Source organism: Raoultibacter massiliensis, assembly GCF_900199545.1.
Lineage (GTDB): Bacteria > Actinomycetota > Coriobacteriia > Coriobacteriales > Eggerthellaceae > Raoultibacter > Raoultibacter massiliensis.
Window position 1 is genome coordinate 1,706,620 of record NZ_LT962671.1, and the last position, 20,454, is coordinate 1,727,073.

Annotated in this window: 17 protein-coding genes; 5 read left to right on the forward strand and 12 right to left on the reverse strand. The window is 60.8% G+C overall.

The genetic code is table 11. The features are described from left to right. Positions 1–8: 8 nt before the first annotated feature. From C1719_RS11595 to C1719_RS11625, 7 genes are read right to left on the reverse strand one after another with little or no spacing between them, the layout of a single operon-like run. Positions 9–1,580 carry a class I adenylate-forming enzyme family protein gene (locus tag C1719_RS11595; protein WP_102375255.1) on the reverse strand — a complete coding sequence of 524 codons (1,572 nt, stop codon included), beginning with the start codon at positions 1,578–1,580 and terminating at the stop codon, positions 9–11. Beyond that, positions 1,577–2,818 carry a CoA transferase gene (locus C1719_RS11600; protein ID WP_102376051.1) on the reverse strand — a complete coding sequence of 414 codons (1,242 nt, stop codon included), beginning with the start codon at positions 2,816–2,818 and terminating at the stop codon, positions 1,577–1,579. Before C1719_RS11600 ends, C1719_RS11595 begins: the two co-directional genes overlap by 4 nt. A gap of 22 nt (positions 2,819–2,840) precedes the next feature. Then, positions 2,841–4,208 carry a phytoene desaturase family protein gene (locus C1719_RS11605; RefSeq protein WP_102375256.1) on the reverse strand — a complete coding sequence of 456 codons (1,368 nt, stop codon included), beginning with the start codon at positions 4,206–4,208 and terminating at the stop codon, positions 2,841–2,843. A 48-nt stretch (positions 4,209–4,256) separates the two neighbouring features. Next, the gene (locus tag C1719_RS11610; RefSeq protein ID WP_102375257.1) at positions 4,257–4,715 is read right to left on the reverse strand and encodes a PaaI family thioesterase; all 459 of its coding nucleotides are present in this window, start codon (positions 4,713–4,715) and stop codon (positions 4,257–4,259) included. Between the two features lie 30 nt (positions 4,716–4,745). Continuing rightward, positions 4,746–5,690: an FAD-binding protein gene (locus C1719_RS11615; protein ID WP_102375258.1), complete on the reverse strand. Its 945-nt coding sequence runs from the start codon at positions 5,688–5,690 to the stop codon at positions 4,746–4,748. A gap of 12 nt (positions 5,691–5,702) precedes the next feature. Next, positions 5,703–6,464 carry a putative electron transfer flavoprotein FixA gene (gene fixA, locus C1719_RS11620; RefSeq protein WP_102375259.1) on the reverse strand — a complete coding sequence of 254 codons (762 nt, stop codon included), beginning with the start codon at positions 6,462–6,464 and terminating at the stop codon, positions 5,703–5,705. A 27-nt stretch (positions 6,465–6,491) separates the two neighbouring features. Further along, on the reverse strand, positions 6,492–7,637 hold the full coding sequence (locus C1719_RS11625; protein ID WP_102375260.1) for an acyl-CoA dehydrogenase: 1,146 nt from the start codon (positions 7,635–7,637) through the stop codon (positions 6,492–6,494). Positions 7,638–7,906: 269 nt separating this feature from the next. On the opposite strand from C1719_RS11625, the gene C1719_RS11630 reads away from it, so the two are divergent. The 5 genes from C1719_RS11630 (at position 7,907) to C1719_RS11650 (ending at position 14,374) form a co-directional block, all read left to right on the forward strand. After that, positions 7,907–8,881 carry a LysR family transcriptional regulator gene (locus C1719_RS11630; protein WP_102375261.1) on the forward strand — a complete coding sequence of 325 codons (975 nt, stop codon included), beginning with the start codon at positions 7,907–7,909 and terminating at the stop codon, positions 8,879–8,881. 527 nt (positions 8,882–9,408) lie between these two features. Beyond that, positions 9,409–10,668: an MFS transporter gene (locus C1719_RS11635; RefSeq protein WP_102375262.1), complete on the forward strand. Its 1,260-nt coding sequence runs from the start codon at positions 9,409–9,411 to the stop codon at positions 10,666–10,668. Between the two features lie 133 nt (positions 10,669–10,801). Next, positions 10,802–12,214, forward strand: a complete 1,413-nt coding sequence (locus C1719_RS11640) for an SLC13 family permease (RefSeq protein WP_245874508.1) — start codon at positions 10,802–10,804, stop codon at positions 12,212–12,214. Between the two features lie 188 nt (positions 12,215–12,402). Then, positions 12,403–12,834 carry a PadR family transcriptional regulator gene (locus tag C1719_RS11645; protein WP_180963575.1) on the forward strand — a complete coding sequence of 144 codons (432 nt, stop codon included), beginning with the start codon at positions 12,403–12,405 and terminating at the stop codon, positions 12,832–12,834. Positions 12,835–13,021: 187 nt separating this feature from the next. Next, positions 13,022–14,374 carry a (Fe-S)-binding protein gene (locus tag C1719_RS11650; protein WP_102375265.1) on the forward strand — a complete coding sequence of 451 codons (1,353 nt, stop codon included), beginning with the start codon at positions 13,022–13,024 and terminating at the stop codon, positions 14,372–14,374. Here C1719_RS11650 and C1719_RS11655 read toward each other — a convergent pair. From C1719_RS11655 to C1719_RS11675, 5 genes are all read right to left on the reverse strand, one after another. Then, on the reverse strand, positions 14,352–14,819 hold the full coding sequence (locus tag C1719_RS11655) for a GNAT family N-acetyltransferase (RefSeq protein WP_102375266.1): 468 nt from the start codon (positions 14,817–14,819) through the stop codon (positions 14,352–14,354). The two genes, C1719_RS11650 and C1719_RS11655, sit on opposite strands and share 23 nt — an antisense overlap. An 8-nt stretch (positions 14,820–14,827) precedes the next feature. Beyond that, positions 14,828–15,811, reverse strand: a complete 984-nt coding sequence (locus C1719_RS11660; protein ID WP_180963576.1) for a DUF169 domain-containing protein — start codon at positions 15,809–15,811, stop codon at positions 14,828–14,830. A 131-nt stretch (positions 15,812–15,942) separates the two neighbouring features. Continuing rightward, entirely contained in the window at positions 15,943–17,280 is a 1,338-nt protein-coding gene (locus tag C1719_RS11665) for a radical SAM protein (RefSeq protein ID WP_102375268.1), read from the reverse strand. 6 nt (positions 17,281–17,286) lie between these two features. Further along, a complete protein-coding gene (locus tag C1719_RS11670) occupies positions 17,287–18,144 on the reverse strand; it encodes a TIGR04282 family arsenosugar biosynthesis glycosyltransferase (protein ID WP_102375269.1) in 858 nt (285 codons plus the stop codon). Positions 18,145–18,180: 36 nt separating this feature from the next. After that, positions 18,181–20,454: a molybdopterin-dependent oxidoreductase gene (locus tag C1719_RS11675; RefSeq protein WP_102375270.1), complete on the reverse strand. Its 2,274-nt coding sequence runs from the start codon at positions 20,452–20,454 to the stop codon at positions 18,181–18,183.

A 20,454-nucleotide genomic window follows, 5' to 3' on the forward strand; every position in this document is an offset into this window, starting at 1 on the left:
GTCCTTCCTTACATCAGTTGTTCTTTTATCTTCTCGAGATAATCCTTCGGCACTTTCCCCGACGCGTTTCGAACGAGCGAGTCGACGAACAGCACCTTGCGCGGCTTCTTGTACCCGCCAAGCCTATGCGCGCAGTGGGCGACGATATCGGCTTCCGTAACATCCGATCCCTCTTTGCGAACCACGACGGCGGCAAGCGTTTCGCCCCAAACGGCATCGGGAATGCCGATCACGACGACATCGACGATATCGTCGCCCATGGCTTCGATGCACCGCCCGACCTCAAGGGGATAGACGTTTTCTCCGCCGGTAATGACCAGGTTGTTCTTACGATCGACAAGCGTCAAGAACCCCTCTTCGTCCAAAATGCCGATATCGCCCGTGCAATACCAGCCATCCCTGATGACATCGTCCGTACGCTCCGGATCGCGGTAGTACCCGCTCATCAGGGTTCTCGTTTTCACGAGAACCTCGCCCGCGATTTCGGGAGGACACGTTTTGCCGGTGCGGTCCACAACCTTGAGTTCCATGCCGGGAACCACCGTACCCACCGTAGAGAGGAGTCGGGGGTTCTTGTGGTGCTCGGGGGTCAGCATGGTAATGGCCGAAGCCGTTTCCGTCATGCCGTAGCCTTGAAGGAAATCGCACTTCAAAAGCTTTTGGCATCGGGTCAGCAGATCAAGGCTGATCGGCTCCCCTCCGTACACGATAAGCCTGAGGGTGTCGATGCCGATGTCGTTTCGCTCGACGTAATCGGCAAGCGCGCGCAGCAAAAACGGAACGAGCCCAACGCGCGTGACCCCGTACGTCCTGATCATCGCAGCCACATCTTCAGGCTTATGGGAATCGGCGATCACGAGCTCCGCGCCGTTCGCCACCGTGACGAATGCGGTAACGCACGTGACGTGGAACAGGGGCAAGACGCTCAGGGAAACGTCATCGGGAGTGAACCACATCTCCTTCGTGTCGATCTCGATGCGGGCCAAAAGCGCCTCATGCGAGAGGAGCACGCCCCGTGGCATGCCCGTCGTGCCGCTCGTATACAGCATGATGACGGCATCCGAAGCCGAAACGTCGGCAGCAGCTTCAAGCGGCTCGGCTTCAGCGAGCACGTTTTCGTAATCGAACGCATCCACGCCATCCGCTATCGCAACCGCACGCGCCCTCGCCGCCTCGTCACCCGCCACGCCGTCGAGCAGAATCAGCGTGAGCGGCCTGCCGACGGATTCCAGATGATCCTTCAATACGTCGTACATGGCGCACGAGAGAAAAACGATGCGCGCATCCGAGCGCCGCAGCAATCCCACGATGCTGAGCGCCGACAGGCGCGTGTTGTACTGCTCGCACACCGCGCCCAGGCGAGCGCACGCAAAGACGATCTCTATGCATGCGCTCGTATTGGGCGTGATAACGGCTACATGCCCCCGCCTTTCGGTTCCCCGATCGGCAAGGGCGCCAGCCAGCCGATCAACCCGGTCCTTCACGTCGGAAAACGTGAAGGACCGATCCTTGAAGCGCATGGCAACCTTGTCAGGATGAGCGTTCGCGGACGCGTCTAGTATGTCGACGAGGTTGATCAAAGCCCACCCACGTAGTCGCTCTTGCGAAGAATGCCCTTCTCGTAGAACTCCGCGACCTCTTCCTTGGAAAACCCGAGATCATCAAGGATGTCGTCGTTATCCATTCCCTGCGAAGGGCAACCGCGCCATATCTGCGAAGGCTGATTGGCGAAGCGGGGCACGGAGGTGACGCCCTTGACCTTCCTGCCGTCAACGGTATCCCACTCGATCCAGGTGTTGCGGGCAAGATAATGCGGATGCTTCTCCATCATGTCGTAGTTCATGACGACCGAACACGGAATGCCGACTTTCGCCATGGCCTCCGCAAATTCGGCGGCAGTATGCTCGGAAGCGAACTTCTCGATCGCGCCGTCGAACACCGGCGCACCCTCCGAATGGATGCCGACCGAGGGAATGCCCTCGGGGAACATCTCGGAGCCGTACTCGAGGCCGAAGAACTCGATGGCCTTCTTAGTCGGACCCTGACCTGCAGTGAAGAGGTATACGCCCTCGCCGTCTTTGCACTCGTAGTAACCGGCGCCGGCGGAGATGTTGTCGCGCGGAGCCCCCGCTCCGCGATCTTCCTGGATCTGCTTCTCGAACCATTTGCCGAACAGACCCGCCTGGCAGCGGACGGCGGCTTCGAACTGGGCGAGGTCGAAGCTTTCGCCCTTGCCCGTGCGCTGCGCGTTCACGTATGCGGCAAGCGACGAGCCGTATGCGAACAAGCCCGCGTAGTAGTCCGTCACGAACTTCTGAATCATGAGCGGCGGACCATCCTGGTACCCGTTGAGGTACATGAGGCCGCTGAACGCGCTTACGGTGAAATCGTAGCCGGGCAAGCTCACGTAATCGGGGTCGCCCGTCATGCCGTAACCTGACATATGACCTATGACCAGCCTCGGATTGTGCTCCCACAAGAGCGAATCGGGGTAGCCCCACTTCTCCCACTGGCCGCCACGGGATGCCTCGATGAATATATCGGCATCTTCGATCAGCTTCAGGAATATCTCATGACCCTCAGGGGACACGACGTCGAGCATCAGGTTGCGCATGTTGCGGCGCTCGTTTTGCACGCCCCACCCGTCCTGCGTCCAGCGGAACGGGTCGATGCCCTTCGGCGGCTCGAGCCAGATAACGTCGGCGCCGTTTTCGGCGAACAGTTCGCCGGCGAAGGGGCCGGCCGTCGAGACGGCCGACACCACAACTTTAAGACCTTGAAGATTACCAAACGCGGGAATATCGGAATGCTTTGCCATGAAAGACATCTCCCTTCGAGATTTACGCTACGTATGTGTCGAAGAACTCGATTGCGCTGTTTGCCGCCAGCTCGGTACCAACGCCCGCGCCACCTGCTTCGGCGCCGACGATGTAAAGGCCCTCGATCGGCGTCTTGATGGCCGGACGATCCTTGCCCGCCTGGCCCGCCTGCTGGGCGATGCCGATGCCTGCGCCATCTTCGCCCATAATCCGTGCAGCATCGGAAGGGAATACCTTCTCTACAAAAACCGCATGGTCGCGAAGGCCGGGGAAGCTCTCCTCTGCGATGTCGATAAGCGCCTCGAGGATGGCCGGGCAGTACTCGTCGGGAATACCTGCGGGAACGGCCGTCGTCATCATGACCAGCTGCTTTCCCTCGGGGGCAACCGAAGGATCGAAGCTCGAGGGAACGACGATGAAGGAATTGAGCTCCTCGGGCACCTCGCCCGCCATCAGCTTGTCGTTGTATTCCTTGACGGGGACCGACGAGAAGCCGGAAAGCATTTTGATCTCGGGGCTGATCACCGTATCGAGCGCGAAGCGCGCGATGATCGACACGAACGAAATCTCGAGATTCTTCACGTACTCGACGTACTCGGCATCGAAATGCTCGGCACCGACAAGGTCGCGCACCGTCTCCTGGATGCCTGCGTTCGATACGATCATGTCGGCACGGAACTCCTCGCCGCCGACGATCACGCCGACCGCCTTGCCGTCCTCGATGACGATCGTATCGACAGGCTTGCCGAAATAGGTCTCGACGCCGTACTGCTCAAGGCCGCCCATGTAGGCGCTCAGAATGGAAACGCAACCGCCCGACGGGTATCCGGAAGCGTGGGCTTCGGCCTCCCATTTGAGGCAGCGGGCGAATTCGCCCGCCGATAGGCGGTATTCGGGAATGCAGCAGTAGATGAATCCGATCTGGCTCACGCACGCATGAACGAAGGGGTCGGTCGTGTAGGTGTTCAAGAACTCCTCGAGCGTCTGGCCGTCGTATTCGCCCGTCTCCTCATCGGTCATGTTCTTGACATCGGTAACCATCTTGATGACGGCATCGAAATCCTCGTCGGGAACGCGGCCTTTGAGGTCTTGGGGGAACTTGAACTTTTCGCCGCCCGTCGACTGGATGGGGCGAACTTTCGTGAACTCGATGTCGTTTTCCACCCCGCAACGGTCGAGCAGCTGGATCAGCGGACCCTTCTCCCCGCGGGAGATCAAATGGACGCCGAAGTCGACCGTGAAGTCATCGCGCTTCGACGAGCCGATACGTCCACCGGGTTGCAGTCGCTTCTCGAACAGGGCGACCTTCTTGCCGCTGTTCGCGAGAAGCAGCGCAGAGGCAAGGCCTCCGACGCCTGCACCGATGACGATCGCATCGTATTGCTTCATAACGCTTCCTCCTTCTTCGCTTGGTATGCCGTTATCGCGTTGCTTGCGCTAGTGCTGTGCAGGAAGTGCATAGTAGTTAAAGCTCATGAGGGCGATGTCCTCGCCGTCGACGTCAACGAGCGGCACGTCGAGGAAGTAGTTTCCGCGACCGCGCTCTTCGACCTCCTTGATCTTCTCGGCGGCCTCTTCTTCGGTAAGGGCGATGTCGGCGATCAGATCCTTGGTTCCGGGCTTGAGGTATTTGCACTCGACGCTCTTCAGAATCGGAACGTATTTGTCGGTGCCGTAGGTAGCCATGAACAGCGTGCCGCCCGCGATCTCGGCCAGCACGAATTCGCTGCCCGCGTAGGCGATGCCGACATGGTTCTTGTGCAGTTCGGTCACCGGAAGGCGCAGACGCACATGGCGCTCCTCGACGACTTCGGCCTCAAGCTTGGCGAGGTTGATGTACGGCGTCGGACCGTCGCTGACGTTCTTTGCCAATCCCTCGAAAAACTTCTCATCCATTGAAATCCTCCTCTTGTTCGAACGGTTTGCTTACGCTTTCAGCCCCGCAACGAGTTTGGGGACAACCTCGTACAGATCGCCCACGATGCCGTAATCCGCCTGCTTGAACACGGGAGCGTTCTTATCCTTGTTGATTGCGATGATGGTCTTTGCGGTGTTCGCGCCCACCATATGCTGGATCTGACCCGAAACCCCTACGGCAACGAACACGTCGGGCTTGAGCATGGCGCCCGAAACGCCGATGTAGCGTTCCCGTGACATCCAGTTCACTCCTTCGGCGATGGGGCGCGTGCACCCGACTTCCGCCTCGATTGCCTGGGCGAACTCGTTGATCATCTGCAGATCCTCTTCGTTTTCGATGCCGCGGCCCACGCTCACCACGCGGCGCGCGGCGGCGAGGTTCACAGACTCGACCGTGCGGGGCTTCGTCTCGATGAGCTTCAGCCCGGAAGCAGCATCCGCCGCAGGAAGCTCCGTCACCGCCGCCTCGGGCGCATCGCCTTCGAGAGGCGGCTCGTTCAAGAGCAGGCCGTCTCCCAGAAGGATGACTGCCGGGGCGCTCGTGGCCTTTTCGATGCTGTAGGCGCTGCCGCCGAACACCATGTGCTCGGCAAACAGGCAGCCGTCGTCGACCCACACCCGCGTTGCGTCGTTGACCACGCGCGTATGCGCCGAAGCGGCGATGCGGGCGGCGGCCAAACGCATCCGCTTGGTCGTTGCAACCAGTATCGCGTCGGGCTTTCGTTCGGCAGCGGCAGCGGCAACGGTCGCAACGCAATCTTCAACAAGGGCGCCGTCTCGCTTTGCAGCGAGCAGCACCGCATCGGCGCCCGCTCCTTTGACGGCCTGTGCGGCATCGGCCGATCCGAGCACAACCGCCTCGACCGTATCGCCGAGCCTGCGGGCCACGGAGCACAAAGAGGCGTAGCTTTCAGGGGTCTCGCCAAGAACCCATACCGTGTTCACTCTACTCATGCGGCTTCACCCCTACCATGATGCTTTGATGTTGGAAACAAGCTCCCCGATGTTCTCGTCGGAGCAGCCTTCGTACACGACCTGCTTGCGCTCGATGCTTTCGGGAGCCTTGACCGACAGGGTTTCGACGCCGCTCTCGGGAAGGCCGCCCACTTCGTCGAGCGTCCATTTGGTAACCGGCTTTTTGCCGGCAGCGAGGATGTCCTTGAGTTGCGGAATCCTCGGGAGGTTGACATCGGTCGTCACCGAGACAACGGCGGGGAGCGCCACTTCGAGCACCTCGACTTCGTTTTCGAGCGTGCGCTCGACAACGACCGCGCCGTCTTTCGCCTCGATGCCGCTGACGGCGTTCACGACGGGAAGGCCGAGCAAGGCGCCGACAAGAGATCCGACCTGCTGGGCGTAAAGATCAGCGGATCCCTCCCCGCAGATGACGAGGTCGTATTCCATGTTTTTGAGGGCAGCCGCCAAAACGGCAGCGGTCTGGTACGCATCGGCGGATTCGACCGCCTCGTCAACCACGCAGAACAACTCGTCGGCACCGCGCGAAAGGGCAGCCTTGACGAGCTTCGTATCGACGAGCTTGGGTCCGCCGGCCGAAAGAAGGACCGCCCGGCCGCTCGTCGCCTCGGCGAGCTTCACCGCCTCCTCGATGGCCATGAGATCGTACTCGCCGAGCACGATCTCCGCCTTCGCGGTGTTCAGGCTCCCGTCAGGATTGACATCGATGTCCTGGGCATCGGGAACCACCTTGTAACACGCAACAGTGTTCATCGCTGCTTACTCTCTCCTTCCGATTGCCTACTGAGCCTCTTTGATAAGGGCGCGGCCCGCTGTATGCACCATGATCTCTTCGGTGCCGGCCATGATGCGATAGACCCGCTGGTCGCGCCACAGGCGGGAGATCCGGCAGTCGTGCGTATAGCCGATGCCGCCCATGATCTGCATGGCGTCGTCTATGACCTCGAAGGCGGCCTGGCCCGTATAGCGCTTCACGAGCGAGGAGTCGATGGCGATGGATTCGCCGTTCTCCTTCTTCCATGCAGCCTTGTAGAGCAGGTTCTGCATGTTTTCGATCTTGATCTTCATGTCGACGATCTTTTCCTGGATCAGCTGGAAGGAGCCGATGGTCTTGCCGAACTGCTCGCGCTGACCGGCGTACTTGACCGCTTCGTCGTAAGCGCAGCGGGCCATGCCAACGTTTGCCGCGCAGATGGTGAGCCGCTCAACCTCGAAGTTCTTCATAAGCTGATAGAAGCCCTTGCCCTCAACGCCCACGAGATCGGTCTCTTCGCATTCGACGTCGTTGAGATGCACTTCGTAGGTACCGCACATGTTGTTGCCGATCTTGTCGAGCTTTTCGATCGTGATGCCCGGGCGGTCCATCGGGAACAGATACATGCTGAAATCCTTGTAGGGGTTCTCGTTGATACCGCTGCGGCAGACGCAGAGCATGTAGGGAGCGCGATCCGCACTCGTGTTGAACGTCTTGTTGCCGTTGATGTACACCTTGCCGTCGCGCTTGGTCGCCGTCGTCGCCATGGCGGCGCTGTCGGAGCCGGCCTGGGGCTCGGTGAACCCGAGCGTGAAAGGCTTGATGCCTTGAAGCGCGTACTTGAGGATCTCCTTCTGCTGCGCCTCGTTGCCGAAGGCGAGGATGTCGTCAACCTCGGTTGCGAAGTTGATCCAAACAAGCGACGGGTAGCCGAGGGCATGCGCCTCTTCGGCAACCATGATCTGGGTCATGATATCGGTCGGGGTGCCGCCGAACTCCTCGGGAATCCCCAAAGACGAGAAGCCCGCTTCCACGAGGGCGTCGATGGCCTTTTGAGGGTACTCGTGGTTCTTGTCGCACTCTTTGAAATAGCTCTCGAAATTGCCCCGCTCCATGACGGTCCTGAGGCTTTCGAGCAGAAGCTCCTGCTCTTCGGTCTTCTTGAAGTCCATAGTGCACTCCTTCTCTTGTACGGCGGATTGAATAGAGATCTTTGCCGAAAGGCCGTCTCGAGACCCCGGCGGAAGCGACAGATCCATCCCCACGGACCTTCATATGCGCCGCTTTTCTGGTATTATAGAAACATGCGCGAGTATGACCCAAATACGTATGTTGTTAAGGCCGATACTCAGAACTGCACACCTGTTCATGCATTTTCTGTTACTCTTCATTTCACTTTTCGAATAATCCAAGAACGCAGCCGAAAAACGGGGGACTCCTAATGGATATTGAGATCTACAGGGAATTTATGGTACTCGCAGCCCACAAAAGCTTCGTCTCGGCCGCCCGCGATCTCAATATGTCGCAGCCTTCCCTGAGCCGCCACATGGCGGCGCTCGCAAACGACCTCGGCTGCGAGCTGTTCTACGAAACCCGCCCTTTGAGCCTGACTGCGGCAGGCGAAGTCGTGCTCAAATACTCGGGCAAGATCATCGGCGATCAGGCGAACATGCTCGCCGAACTTCACTCGCTTCCGACGTCGCGAAGCCGCCGGATCCTCATCCTCGACATGCTGCACACCAATGCGCTCTACATAGGAATCAACGAGGTGGCCGCTTCGGCCAAGCAGAATTTCGCCGGGCTTCGCGTCGAGTTCCTCAACATGGACAGCAGCGGCCTTTCGGCCAAGCAGATGGTGGATATGGGCAAGGTGGACATCTCGTTTGAGACCGTCATCACCGAAGAGGGCTTCTCCGATCCGAAGCTCCCCAGCTCGGTGCGCTCCATCTGGATCCCCGAGTTCCACGGAGAACTCGTCGTGGGCGTCGCGAAGGATTCGCCGTGGGCGTCGCGAACCGATCTGGAGTTGCGCGATCTGTCGCAGGGCCGCTTCATCCTGCAAGCGAACCGGCACAGCGAGCGCTTCCGCGAGGATTTCATCCGCATGTGCTCGGAAGTCGGATTCTACCCGAACATCACGCTCGTGCCCTCGGACAACCCTCTCGAGTTCTACGCAGCCGACCCCGGCGACGGAATCCATCTTCTCACCAAGGTGAACAAGAAGTACAAGCCGCTCATCGCCGATCTTCTCAAACAACATGTGACGGTGTTGCCGCTGCGGGATAAGAAACGCTACGTCGACGCGTACGTGTTCATGAAAAAGGATCTCGATCGCCCCGAACTGGAATTCTTCGCCGATAAGCTCGAAGAGCATGCCGAGCGCATCCGACCCGAGATCTATCCTCCGAAGCTGTAGCGGCCGAGCCGATCGCGCCGCCCGAACGTGCAAGGCCTGCCGTTGCGCAGGCCTTGTTTTATCGTGCAATCGCTTCCTGTCCTCGCTTTATTCGAAAAGTGAAACCACATGCATCGAAAAACGCATAGGCAGGTAACTCTCCTTAGTCTCGGCTCCTGCAACATACGTATTTGTTCCATACTCGCGCATGTTCCTATAATGCCGAACTACAGCGGGGGACGAAGGCGCCCAAGCGCGATTCCTCCCGTTTGAGATCTCCCGACGGTTTCGAATGAGGGAAGGGGGAAGCAAACATCTTTTTCAGGGAACATGGATTCTAGCAGGCGGCTCACGGCTGACCGGAATTCGGAAACCCGATCCGGACGCTATGGTACCCGAGAAGCGCACGCTTCGATGAGCAGTCTCGGCAATCCGAATCAGTCATTCACGATCCGCATGCTTGAATCTTTCGGTTCTGTTGCCCGCAACCGCGGTACCGACAAACGGTTGACGAGCGAACACTAGAGGATCAACACCAAGGAGAAAACATGGAAAAGAAGAAGTTCTTTGGATGGCCGCTCACGGTAGTGCTCGGCATCATGTACTTCTGCTCGTCGGGCTTCGTGCTCGCGACAGCCCAAATCGTCAACCCCATGATGCTGCAAGACCCCTCGATGGGCCTCACCGGCACCGTACTGGGAGCCGGCTTCTCGCTCTTCGTCTTGATGCAGGGCCTGCCCTCGCCTCTCGTCGGGCAGCTCGTTGCCAAGAAGGGCGCCAAATTCACGATGGCCATCGGCGGTGCCATCATGCTCCTCGCCGCTCTTGCGATGATCTTCATCGTGAAAGACGCGATCATGTACTTCATCATCTTCGGCGTGATCATGAGCGTCAGCACCATCATGGCAGGCCAGATCTCCGTGCAGAGCACGGTCGGTGAATGGTTCGTCGCCAAGCGCGGCGTCGCCATGGCCGTGACCATGGGCATCGGCGGCCTCGCATCGTTCGCGGCCCCGCTCGTCGTCAACAACATCATCGGAGCTTCGGGCGGAGCTTGGCAAAGCGGCTGGTACCTGATCGCCATCTTCGGCATCATCATCATTCCGCTCGCCTTGTTCGTCGTGAAGAACCGCCCCGCAGACATCGGCCAGGAGCCCGACGGCGGTGCAAGCCAGGCTGCCGGCGGCGCCCAGAAGCCCCTCAAGGTGTACAAGAACGCAGATAAGATCGAATATCGCCAGGCCATTCGCTCCCCGTTCTTCTGGCTGATCGCCGTCGGCGGTTCGGGCGGATTCTGCGCCTTCAGCCTCGCGACCTCGCAGGGCGTCATCCACTTCACCTCGCTCGGCTTCGATCCCGGCACCATCGTTGCAGCCGTGTCGGTCATGGGCATCGCAAGCCTGATCGGCAAGCTCGTCATCGGCCTGCTCGCCGACACCATCGAACCCATCCGCATCATCGGAGCGGCCCTCGTGCTCATCGTGATAGGAATCCTGTGCGCTGCCATGGCCAGCAACCCCGCCATGATGTACATCTACTACATCTGCACCGGACTCGGTTTCGGCTCGATCGCAACCAACCTGCCGACCACGGTAGCGAACTACTTCGGCCTTGCCGCCTATCCGAAGAACCTCAGCACCACCATGCTCACCACCACGATCATCTCGTCGATCATCCCGATCATGGCTGGCGCTCTGTACGATGCAACCGGATTTGCAACCACCGCGTTCTTCGTGACCGCTGCCATCGTCGCCGTTTGCGCCGTCTGCGCATTCGCCGTTCGCATCCCCAAGAAAAAGCAGGCGTAGGAAAACAGCTCGCCTGTTATGCTTGACAGTCGCATGATTCGAGAACCCCGAGACCGAGGTACCACGGTCTTGGGGTTCCCTCGCGACTGGCGCATGAGGGAACCAGAGTACGCATACATAGGGGGTATATACAATGGAAAACTCTACCGTCCCGATGCCGAAAAGACTCGTCGGCATCGGCCTTGCGGCCATCTGCATCATCGTTTCGTGCCTGATACCGGGCTCGGAAGAATTGTCTCACCAGGGGATCATGTGCCTCGGTCTCCTGCTTTCGCTCGTCTGCCTGTGGACCACCTCGGCCGTCCCCGTCGGGATAACCGCACTGTTCACGCTGGTCATGCTCCCGATCATCGGAGTGCTCGAAAGCGCGTCGACGGCCTTCGTCGGATTCGGCAGCTCGGCCCTCTTCTTCATCATCGCCGTCTTCGCCATGCCGGCTGTCATGATGAAAACGCACTGGGGAGTGCGCCTGATCTCGGTTCTGCTCAAACGCACCGGGACCGATTCGACCAAGCTCGTACTCGCATTCATGATCGCGACGGCTCTCGTATCGACCGTCATGTCCGACGTCCCCTGCACCGTGCTGTTCCTTGGCTTCGCCCTCGCGATCCTCAAAGCCGCTGACGCCAAGCCGCTGCAATCGAACCTGGGGCGCTGCCTCATGATCGGCGTCCCCGTCGCTTCGGTCACGGGCGGCATAGCAACGCCGGCCGGCAGCTCCTTCAACGTCGTCGCCATGAACGTCATGCAGCAGATAACCGGTCAGACCATCAGCTTCTTCGATTGGATGATCGTCGGACTTCCCCTCGTCATCATCATGGTTCCGGTCTGCTGGTTCTCCATCACGCGCATAATCAAACCGGAACCCATCACCGAGGCCGTGTTCGCCGACATCCGCAAGGAGGCCGAAGAAGCCAAAACCGTATCCCCCTTCGAGATCAAGGCAATCCTGGTCATCGTGCTGATGGTCGTTCTCTGGATCGCAGGAAACTGGATCCCCGTATTCAACACCACGATCGTCGCGCTTGTCGGACTGATCGTCATGTTCGTCCCCGGCATGGATCTCATAACCTGGAAAGAATTCCAAAGCGCCGTGCCCTGGGGAATCGTGATCATGTGCGGCGCCATCTTCACGCTCGGCGGGGTCGTCGAATCGACCGGCGGGGCAACGTTTCTCGCCAACCTGTTCATGAACAGCGGCGTCACGAACCTCGGGTTCTTCGGTTCGATAGCCGTGCTGATGACGCTCGTCTACATCCTGCATACGCTGTGCCCGATCGGCGCGGCCATCCTGGCCATCTTCATCCCGATCATGATCACGCTGTGCGCGAGCTTCGGGGTTTCGCCCGCCGTGCCCACGATCGCGCTCGCCATCGTCGTGGCGGGAAACGTGCTTCTGCCCGTCAACCCGACCGTCATGCTAACCTACGGCGAGGGGTATTACACGTTTGGAGATATGTTCAAAACGGGCGTCGTTCCCGCCATAATCCTGATCATACTCATCACGTTCTGGATTCCCTTCATCGTGGGGGTGCTGGGCATCTAGGGCAACTGTCGCAAAGCTCTGTCCGCTCAGCCGACAAGCCGGCAAAGCGGACAGAGCACGTCGGCATTGCGACGGAAGCCATCGCGCGATGGCTTCCGTCGTTCCAGGGATTGTTTGCATGAAAATACTAGCAGTTTGCAACTATTTATGGGATGATAGTCCCATCGAATCCAATTGGAAGGAACGCCATGTGGCATAGCTGCAACCCCAAGTCCGACGACGATCTCAAGGAGTGCGCCGAGCTCGGAAAATCGCTCAACCGCCTCTCCCAGCCCACCATACTTACCCTGCTCGCAAAATCCGAAGAGCCGCTTCATGGATACATCATCGTGCAACTCGCAGCGCAGTCGCCCATGTTCGGCGGAAAGAAACCCGACGCGACGGGAATCTACCGCGCCTTGAAGCGCATGGAGGAAAACGAGCTCGTCACATCGAAATGGGACACCCCCGAGGAAGGCTCCGCAAAGCGCATGTTCTCGCTGACCGACAAAGGCCGCCGCTGCCTGCGCCGCTGGATCGACGCACTGGCCTGCTACGAGCTCACGCTCGAAGAACTGCGTGCCGATGCGGCCAGCGCGCTGGATATCGATCTGCCCGACACGCCTCGCTGCGCCGGCTAGGCTGCGCGCCAGCCTTCTTGCAGACGGGGCGCGTTGCGCAAGCGGCGCGTTCGCCATGCGAGCAGACGCGTCCGCACCGCTACAAGGCCCCACCTTAAAGCGACGCTTCGGCTCGCTGGCCTGTTTTACCACCTGAACGCGAAAAAGTGCACTACACTCGAATTCTGAGAGACGGGAGTATCCGACGATGAGGCCGCAAAAACTGACGGAAGAGAACCTTGCCGCTGTAGCGCGCATCGATTCCCCCATCCTCGACGCACTTGGCGAATGGGCGAACAACCGGCTGACATGCTCCCATTGCAAGCGGTGCACGCTCAGGTGCGAGGTTCTGCGCGAGCCGGACCTCGATATCGGCGCAGTCGAGGGCGATTACCGCGCCATCATCGCCCTCCCGCTAAGCGAGCAGCCCTCGGCAACGCTCGCCATCGTCGAGCGCCGACCCGAACTCTACCATGCGCTTCGGCGCTGCTGTTTCTGCGGGTACTGCACGGCAACGTGCCAGACCCACATGCTCGCCCCCGACCGGATGCGCGACTGGCGCGAGCTGTTCATGCGCGCAGGTCTCATGCCCCCCGACGATTCCCGGCTGGTAATGGTCGATAACGAGTGGCATATCTTCAGCGCCTATCGCGCGATCTACGGGATAGGGTATCCGGAGTTCACCACGCTCGCGCAGGCCGCCGAGGCGGGCCCGGGGCACGTAGACACGCTCTTCTTCCCCGGCTGCTCGCTTGTAAGCTACGCCCCCGAGCTCACGCGGGCCGCAGGCGAATGGCTCACCCGCGCGGGCATCGCATGGGCGCTGTCAGACGACTGCTGCGGCAGCCCCCTCATGAGCGCCGGCCTGTTCGATCGCGCCGCCGCGCTCAGACAACGCATACTCGACCAGATGAGAGCCGCGGGAATAACCCGCATGATCACGATCTGCCCCGGGTGCGCCGATGAGTTTTCCGAACTGCTTGCCGGCGAAATCGAGATCGTCCCGTTGCCCGAGGTCTTGTACGGGGAAAGCCGGAAGATGATTGCGCGATCGGGCAAAAAGACAACCGCGCTGGAACAAGGCGAGCTGAACGAACTTGCCGGCTTCGCCCCGCTCGAAACTCGGAGCCTCACGTTTTTCGATTCATGCCACGACCGTGCCGATAGCAGGCATGGAAAGGCCATCCGAGCGCTGGCGAAGCGCTACGTGCCGAGCGCAGAGCAGCGCGAGATGGACCATCGCAAACGCGGGACGCTCTGCTGCGGCGCGGGAGGCGCCGTGGCGTCTTTCGATCCCGATATCACGAACCGTCGCGTGCATCGCGTGATCGACGAGGCGCGCGCCACCGGTGCGGCAACGCTTATCACCACATGTCCCACCTGCACCTATACGGTTGCCCAAGCACGCCTTGAAACTCCCGGCGGCTGCGGCATCGAAAACCGCCACTACCTGGAACTGCTGTTCGGAAAAGAGATACCCTGGGCCGACATCTTCGATCAGCTCGGCTCTATGTGGACAGGCGAATACGGCCCTTGGCTCAATCAGACGTTTTTCGGCTAGTCTCGCCGCACGTGCTCTCGCTTCGCTTGCGAACCGGCACGGGCCCGCATTCGTCGTACAGCTCGCATCCATCGCATTCGGCGGCGATGGGCGGATGTATGCTCCCCCATTCGACGGGCTCGAATCCAAGCGCCCGGTAAAACGCCAGGCTCGATCCGCGCGATACCAACCTCAGCTCGCCGTATTCCTCAAGGGCATCCTCGACGAGCGCGCGACCGACTCCGTAGCCGCGCCATGTCGAGTACACGACGACGGGGTTGACGTGGCACACGCCCTGCGCGTCGAGCACGAGCCTGATGAACCCTACGATATCGCCGTCGCCGTTGACGGCCACGCGAATGCTCTCGACCGATTCGATCGGCCCCATGCCCTCGAGGGCCGCATACGCCTCGATGGTCGCAAGATCATCGGCTTCGGCAGGTCTGATTGTTATCAGTTCATCCATAGCGCATCCTAGAAGGGCGGCAAATAGATCTTATCCCGAGATTGCGGGATAGCTTTCTTGCCCAGCTCTTTGAGGCCCTTGACGACCTGAGGCATGAGACTTACGGGAATGCCCATCATCATGCAATCGTCGCCCACATCGGAGCTCGCACGGCATCCGTAGCATCCAAACGAGATGTTGATCTCACCCGTTGTCATCGGCAGAAGCGTGGTTTCGACGCACTGGGCATTGTAGCCGCTCGCATGAAAATCATGGCGATGGCCGGTGTAGTAGGATGTGGCCATCGAAAGCCACATGATCTGCTCGGGCTGCGCGACGATGGCGACGACCTCGGCTTCGCACGCCGCATCGGAAAGCGGCGTCACAACCGTTGCATCGACCGTGCGCGGCGGCAAGCACGGACGCTCGTGCACCATGCGCTTAGCTGCTTCGACCGAATCGAGTTTATGGAACAGGATGTAGAGCTCGCCGCTCGCAAGCTTCTCGGGCATGGGAGTCAGTCCCAGAATGGAGGTGCCGTCGGGGCACGCATGCCGATTCGCGGGCATCATGAGGGAGCGCCCGCGCCTCGCCGCCATGAGCGATTGGCAGAACCGCAGGCGCTCTTCGGGCATCGGCACGTCGGGCAGGGGATCGCCGGCTTTGACAAGCGAAATGGCAACGGGATGCCAGCGCAGGCCGAGGACGTCGGTCAGAACCTGCGCCCATTCCCTGTACCGCGCTTTGATCTCGGGGTCGAGCGGCGCAGCTACCTCGCGCTCTTCGAAGGCCGCTTTCGCCGCAGGAGACGCCTCGATGCGAATGGCGTGAACGGGGCATTGGCCGGCGCATGTCTCGCAGCCCCAGCAATCCTCGGGCCGAACGGCCTGCGGGCCGTCGTTCATCTCGAACACGTTTACGGGGCAGAACGCTTCGCACAGGCCGCATGACGTGCACAGGGCGCGGTCTATATGGACCTTGTACCCAACGTTCGTATCATCTGAAGAAGCCATAGGCTCATGCTCCTCATCTCGTCTTCTCCCGGCTCCGACCGGGTGCCCGCCGCATGCGGGCCTTGTCTTTTCGGACCGCCTTCCCTGCGGATTCCGATTCCCGCAGGGAAGGCGAACGCCTTGCGGCTCTTCTACGCCAGCTCTTCTTTGCACCACGGCGGATAGACGCGCTTGCCCGCCGCATCGGTCAGATGGTAAGAGCAGAACGGAATCGCCCGACCGTCGGGCACGGTAACCATCATGCTGCATTCCCTCAATCGCTGCGTGTCCATCGACACGGCGTCCATGTAGTTCATGACGATGATGGACAGACCGCTCTTCACCTCCACGCCACGCTTGGCCAAAATGTCGAGGAACACCGAACCCTGCGGGCTATCCGGGCTGTATCCGGCGTGGTACTCCTCCACAGTCATCGCGCGCGTCGCCGGATAGAATCCCGACGGATGCGCCTCAACGCCCTCGGGCGCTTCGCCGTGCACGAGGAACACGCCCGTATCGCACAGCGGGTTCGAACACCCGAGCGGCCATATGTCGTAGGGGGCGATGAGCCCATCGGACTGTTCGGCCAGCTGGAAGATAACATCGCCCGCCGACATGGGCATGGCGCGCTTCGCCTCGAAGCGGCCCGATGTGAACGCCGGCTGCAGGGCGAGCCCCGCAACCACATCGGCGTTGTCGAGCGAGAACCTCAGCAGATCGCCGAGCTGCTTGTCGTTCGAGCCGGCGACGACCGCCACCGAGAGCACCACCTGAACTCCGACCTCGCGGCAACGCTCGATCACCTTGAGCTTGGTATCCAGGATATCGCGCCCGCACGTCGCCTCGTACACATCGCCCGTAAGACCGTCGAAAGACAGGTACACGCCGGTGAGACCCGCAGCCACGAGCTCTTCGAGGTATCCGTCGCGCGCAGCTATCACAAGCCCGTTCGTGTTGACCTCGATGCCCCAGAAACCCTTCTGGCGGCCCAGCGCGATGATCTCGGGCAGATCTTTGCGACACGTCGGCTCGCCGCCCGTTATCTGCACGGCGCCATCGGTTCCCACCGCGTTCGCGATCACGTCGTACATGGTCGAGATCTCCTCCATGGACGGATCGTCTTCTCCGCCGACCGCGCTGGCAAAGCACACGGGACAGTGCAGGTTGCAGTTCCTCGTCACCTCGATCTCGAGCAGCGTGCCGCGCCGCTCGTGACGTCCGCACGTGCCGCAGCCGAACGGGCACGGCCCGGAAACAGGCGTCGTATTCTGCGGCGCCACCTTCGCGAACGCCTCGGAGCGCAGCCATCGGTAGTGGTCGGCGTCGGGCCACATGCGCGTCGCGAGCTCTCCGTGCTCGGGGCACGTGCGCTCCATCCACACGGCCCCATCCGCCTCTTCGTACACGGTGGCGGGAAGCTCGCGCAAACACTGAGGGCAGAGCGCCGTCGTTGCGTGTATGATCGTTCTTTCGACTGCCTGATCCATCATCGGCCTCTATTCGTCGATGTAGTTGCGAGGATCGTGGTTTTCATTGGGCGGCGTGGTTATGCGCAGGCCGATGAAATCGACCCAGTCGAGCACGCGTTGCGGAACGTAGATGCCCGGCTGCGATTTCGCCGCTTGCGCGATGGCGCGGATGCATGAAACCGTATGGGCGAGATCTTCCATCTCGTCGACGTCGGACACCGGCGAGAGAAACGCCGAGGGGATGTCTTTCTCCTGGAGCTTCTCCACGTAGCCGTCGAGCGCCGGACGCCCGCCGGTGTTGTAGTACACGCCCTGGTGATCGATCGGCGTGTTGCGGCTGAAACCGACAAGCGAGGTGCCGCACTCCTGGCACGGAGCCTGAACGAATCCCGGCGTTCCAAGCGACTGGAAGTAGTCGAGCCACGCGAACGCCTGCGACACATGGGAGCGCGGCATGGTGGGTATGTCGCCGCCGACCGAGACGATGCTTTCGTAGCCGAGAGCGAATATCTGGGCGAACGCATCGTCGAAGTGGTCGTCGAAAGTCGCGCCCTTGTCGGTCAGGTAGTGGATCTCCATCGGCCAAGGCCCGATCTCATCGTACGTCGCCTTCATTATCTCGACGTTGTCGGCGGGCGTCGTGGATACGAAGAAGTCGTAGGTGATCTTCGTCGCATCGGGATCGCTCGCCACCAATTCGTCGTTTTCAGCCTGCATTTCAAGCAGCACTTGCATGCAGAGCTCGGATACATCGAACAGGCTCCTCTTGAAAAACTCTGCAGCCTGCTCGTTCGAGAACGGCCCGCTTGCCACCAAACGGGTCTTCACCGTTCCGGGAATCGGAGGCTTGCTGAACAAGAGCAGGGCGTGTTTCTTTTCCGCCATGAAATGACTCCTCACATCTCGTCTCGACCTTACGGCTCACGCCGTCGGTTCGTCCGTTTTTCTGATCGTGCAGCGAATCGCGTTGTACGACCAGGTTCCTATCATCGCCTCGCCGTCTGCCACCGAGCAGTCGGTCAGGGTGTTGATGTTCGATTCCCATATGCCGCCGAAACCCGGTGCGCCGGGTTCTCTTTCGGGATACCACCACCCGTAATCGGCACTCACGACATCGTCGCGCATGGGAGCTGTTTTCAGTATAAAGCTTGCCTCGCCCTTTTCGTTCGAGAGCGTCACGCGATCGCCCGAGGCGAGCCCAAGGCGCTCGGCCGTCCGGGGGCTGACCTCAACCAACGGATCGGGATAGCTCTCCCTGAAATCCCCGTTCGCCAAGAACATCGACGCGTTGTAGGGCTGCTTGCGCGCGCCGGTGATGAGGACGAGGCCGTCGTTTCGATCCGCCGCCCCAGAAGGAGACGCGCCGTCGGAGGCCCCCGTTGCCGGCTCTTCGCCCTCGAGGCCGCAAGAGGTCACGAGGGAAGCGAATCGCGGCGACGGCGACGGCAGCCTATCGCCGCCGAGCGCATCGAGGACTTCGCAGGCAAGCTCGATCTTGCCGGTCGTCGTTGCGAATCCCGCAGGTTCGCCGTCGGCCCCCGGCAGCTTGTGCTTTTCGTAGGCGGGCGGGCGCCAGTACAAACCCGTCGTGCAGTAGTCCTCCCACGAGACTCCCGCCTCGGCGAGCGTCCGGGCATAGGCTTCCTGCAGGGTCGCATCAGGCCAATCCTCCGCCTGCCCGAGGCGAAGCCCGAGTTCGCGGAACACATCGTAGTCGGTCTTTCTTCCGTAGTACGGATCGACGGCCGCAGGACCCCCGTAAGCGATGTTCGCCACACCTCCGTGGGCCTGGAACGTCGGACGTTCGATCGCCCCGGCGGCAGGCAGCACGTAGTCGGCGATGCTGGCCGTGGGCGTCATGTAGTATTCGAGAACCACGAGCAGATCAAGCGACATGAGCGCCTTGAAGACCCGATGGGTGTCGGCGTAGGTAAGCAGCGGATTGGTGGCTTCGACGATCAGAGCACGCACCGGATACGGGTCGCCCTCGATCATGGCCTTGAGCACAAGGTCGGGATGCGCCGAGGTAAGGTAGCGGACCGGCAGGCGCCGCCCCAGCTTCTCGGTCAAACGCCGCACCCGCTCGTAGCCTTCGTAGCACTGCAAGGGGGTATAGGGCGTATTCAGGCACGCCGCCCTCTGCTCATCGGTCATGCGAGCGCTCATTTCGAGATCGACCTCGGGCGTGAAATCGCTCATTTCGGCGAGCACGCAAGCCCCCCGCTTGTCAACGTTGCCGGTGATCGCCCGCAAGCAGCAGATGGCGCGATGGGTCGGGGAGACGTCGGGGCCGATCTGGTCGACGCCGCGTCCCGATACGAGAACCGCCGCACCGGCACCTCCGAATATGCGCGCAGCCCGCTCGATATCCTCGGGCGCAAGCCCGCACACCCGGCCCACGGCTTTCGGCGTGTAGGGTTTCACATGCTCGACCAGCTCGTCGTATCCATGGCACCACTGTTCGACGAAGTCGCGATCGGCCAGACCCTCTTCGACGATGACGTGGATGAGTCCCAGCGCGAGCACGCAATCGGTTCCCGGCCGTATAGGCAACCACAGATCGGCCCGCGCGGCAACCTGCGTTCGGCGGGGATCGACGACTACAAGCGGCACCTCGCTCTTCGAAATGCCGATGAGCGAGCGCCAAAACGCCGAATTGTCGGACTGGGCCGGATTCGTCCCCCATATGAACACCGCTTCGGTGAGAGTCGGATCGATATCCGCCTCCACCGTCCAGCCGAACGTCAGCGCATCCATCCAGATTCGCGGATTCCAGCAGATCTGCCCGATGCCCATGTTGTTGGGAGATCCGAACAGGCTCATAAAGCGGTGCAGCGGCCAAAACGACGCGTGCGGCCCCCCGATCGCACTCGCAAGCGTGGCGGGGCCGTGCTCTTTCGCCAGAGCCCGCAAGCGCTCGGCAATATCGTCGAGCGCATCGTCCCAGCTCACGCGTTCCCATTCGTTAGACCCCCGCTCGCCCGTCCGGCGGAGAGGGTAGTTGATGCGCTCTTCGTCCTCGAGCACATCGAGGTTCATGCGCCAGCGCCTGCATCCCTTGACGATCTTCTCGTCGTAGGGATAGCGCGTAACATCGGGCTCGAGATCTACCACGCGACCGTCTTCCACCGTTGCGGTAAACGCGCAGAGGTACCCGCAGAAATGGCAGTTGGTAGGCTTGAGTTCGCGCACCAT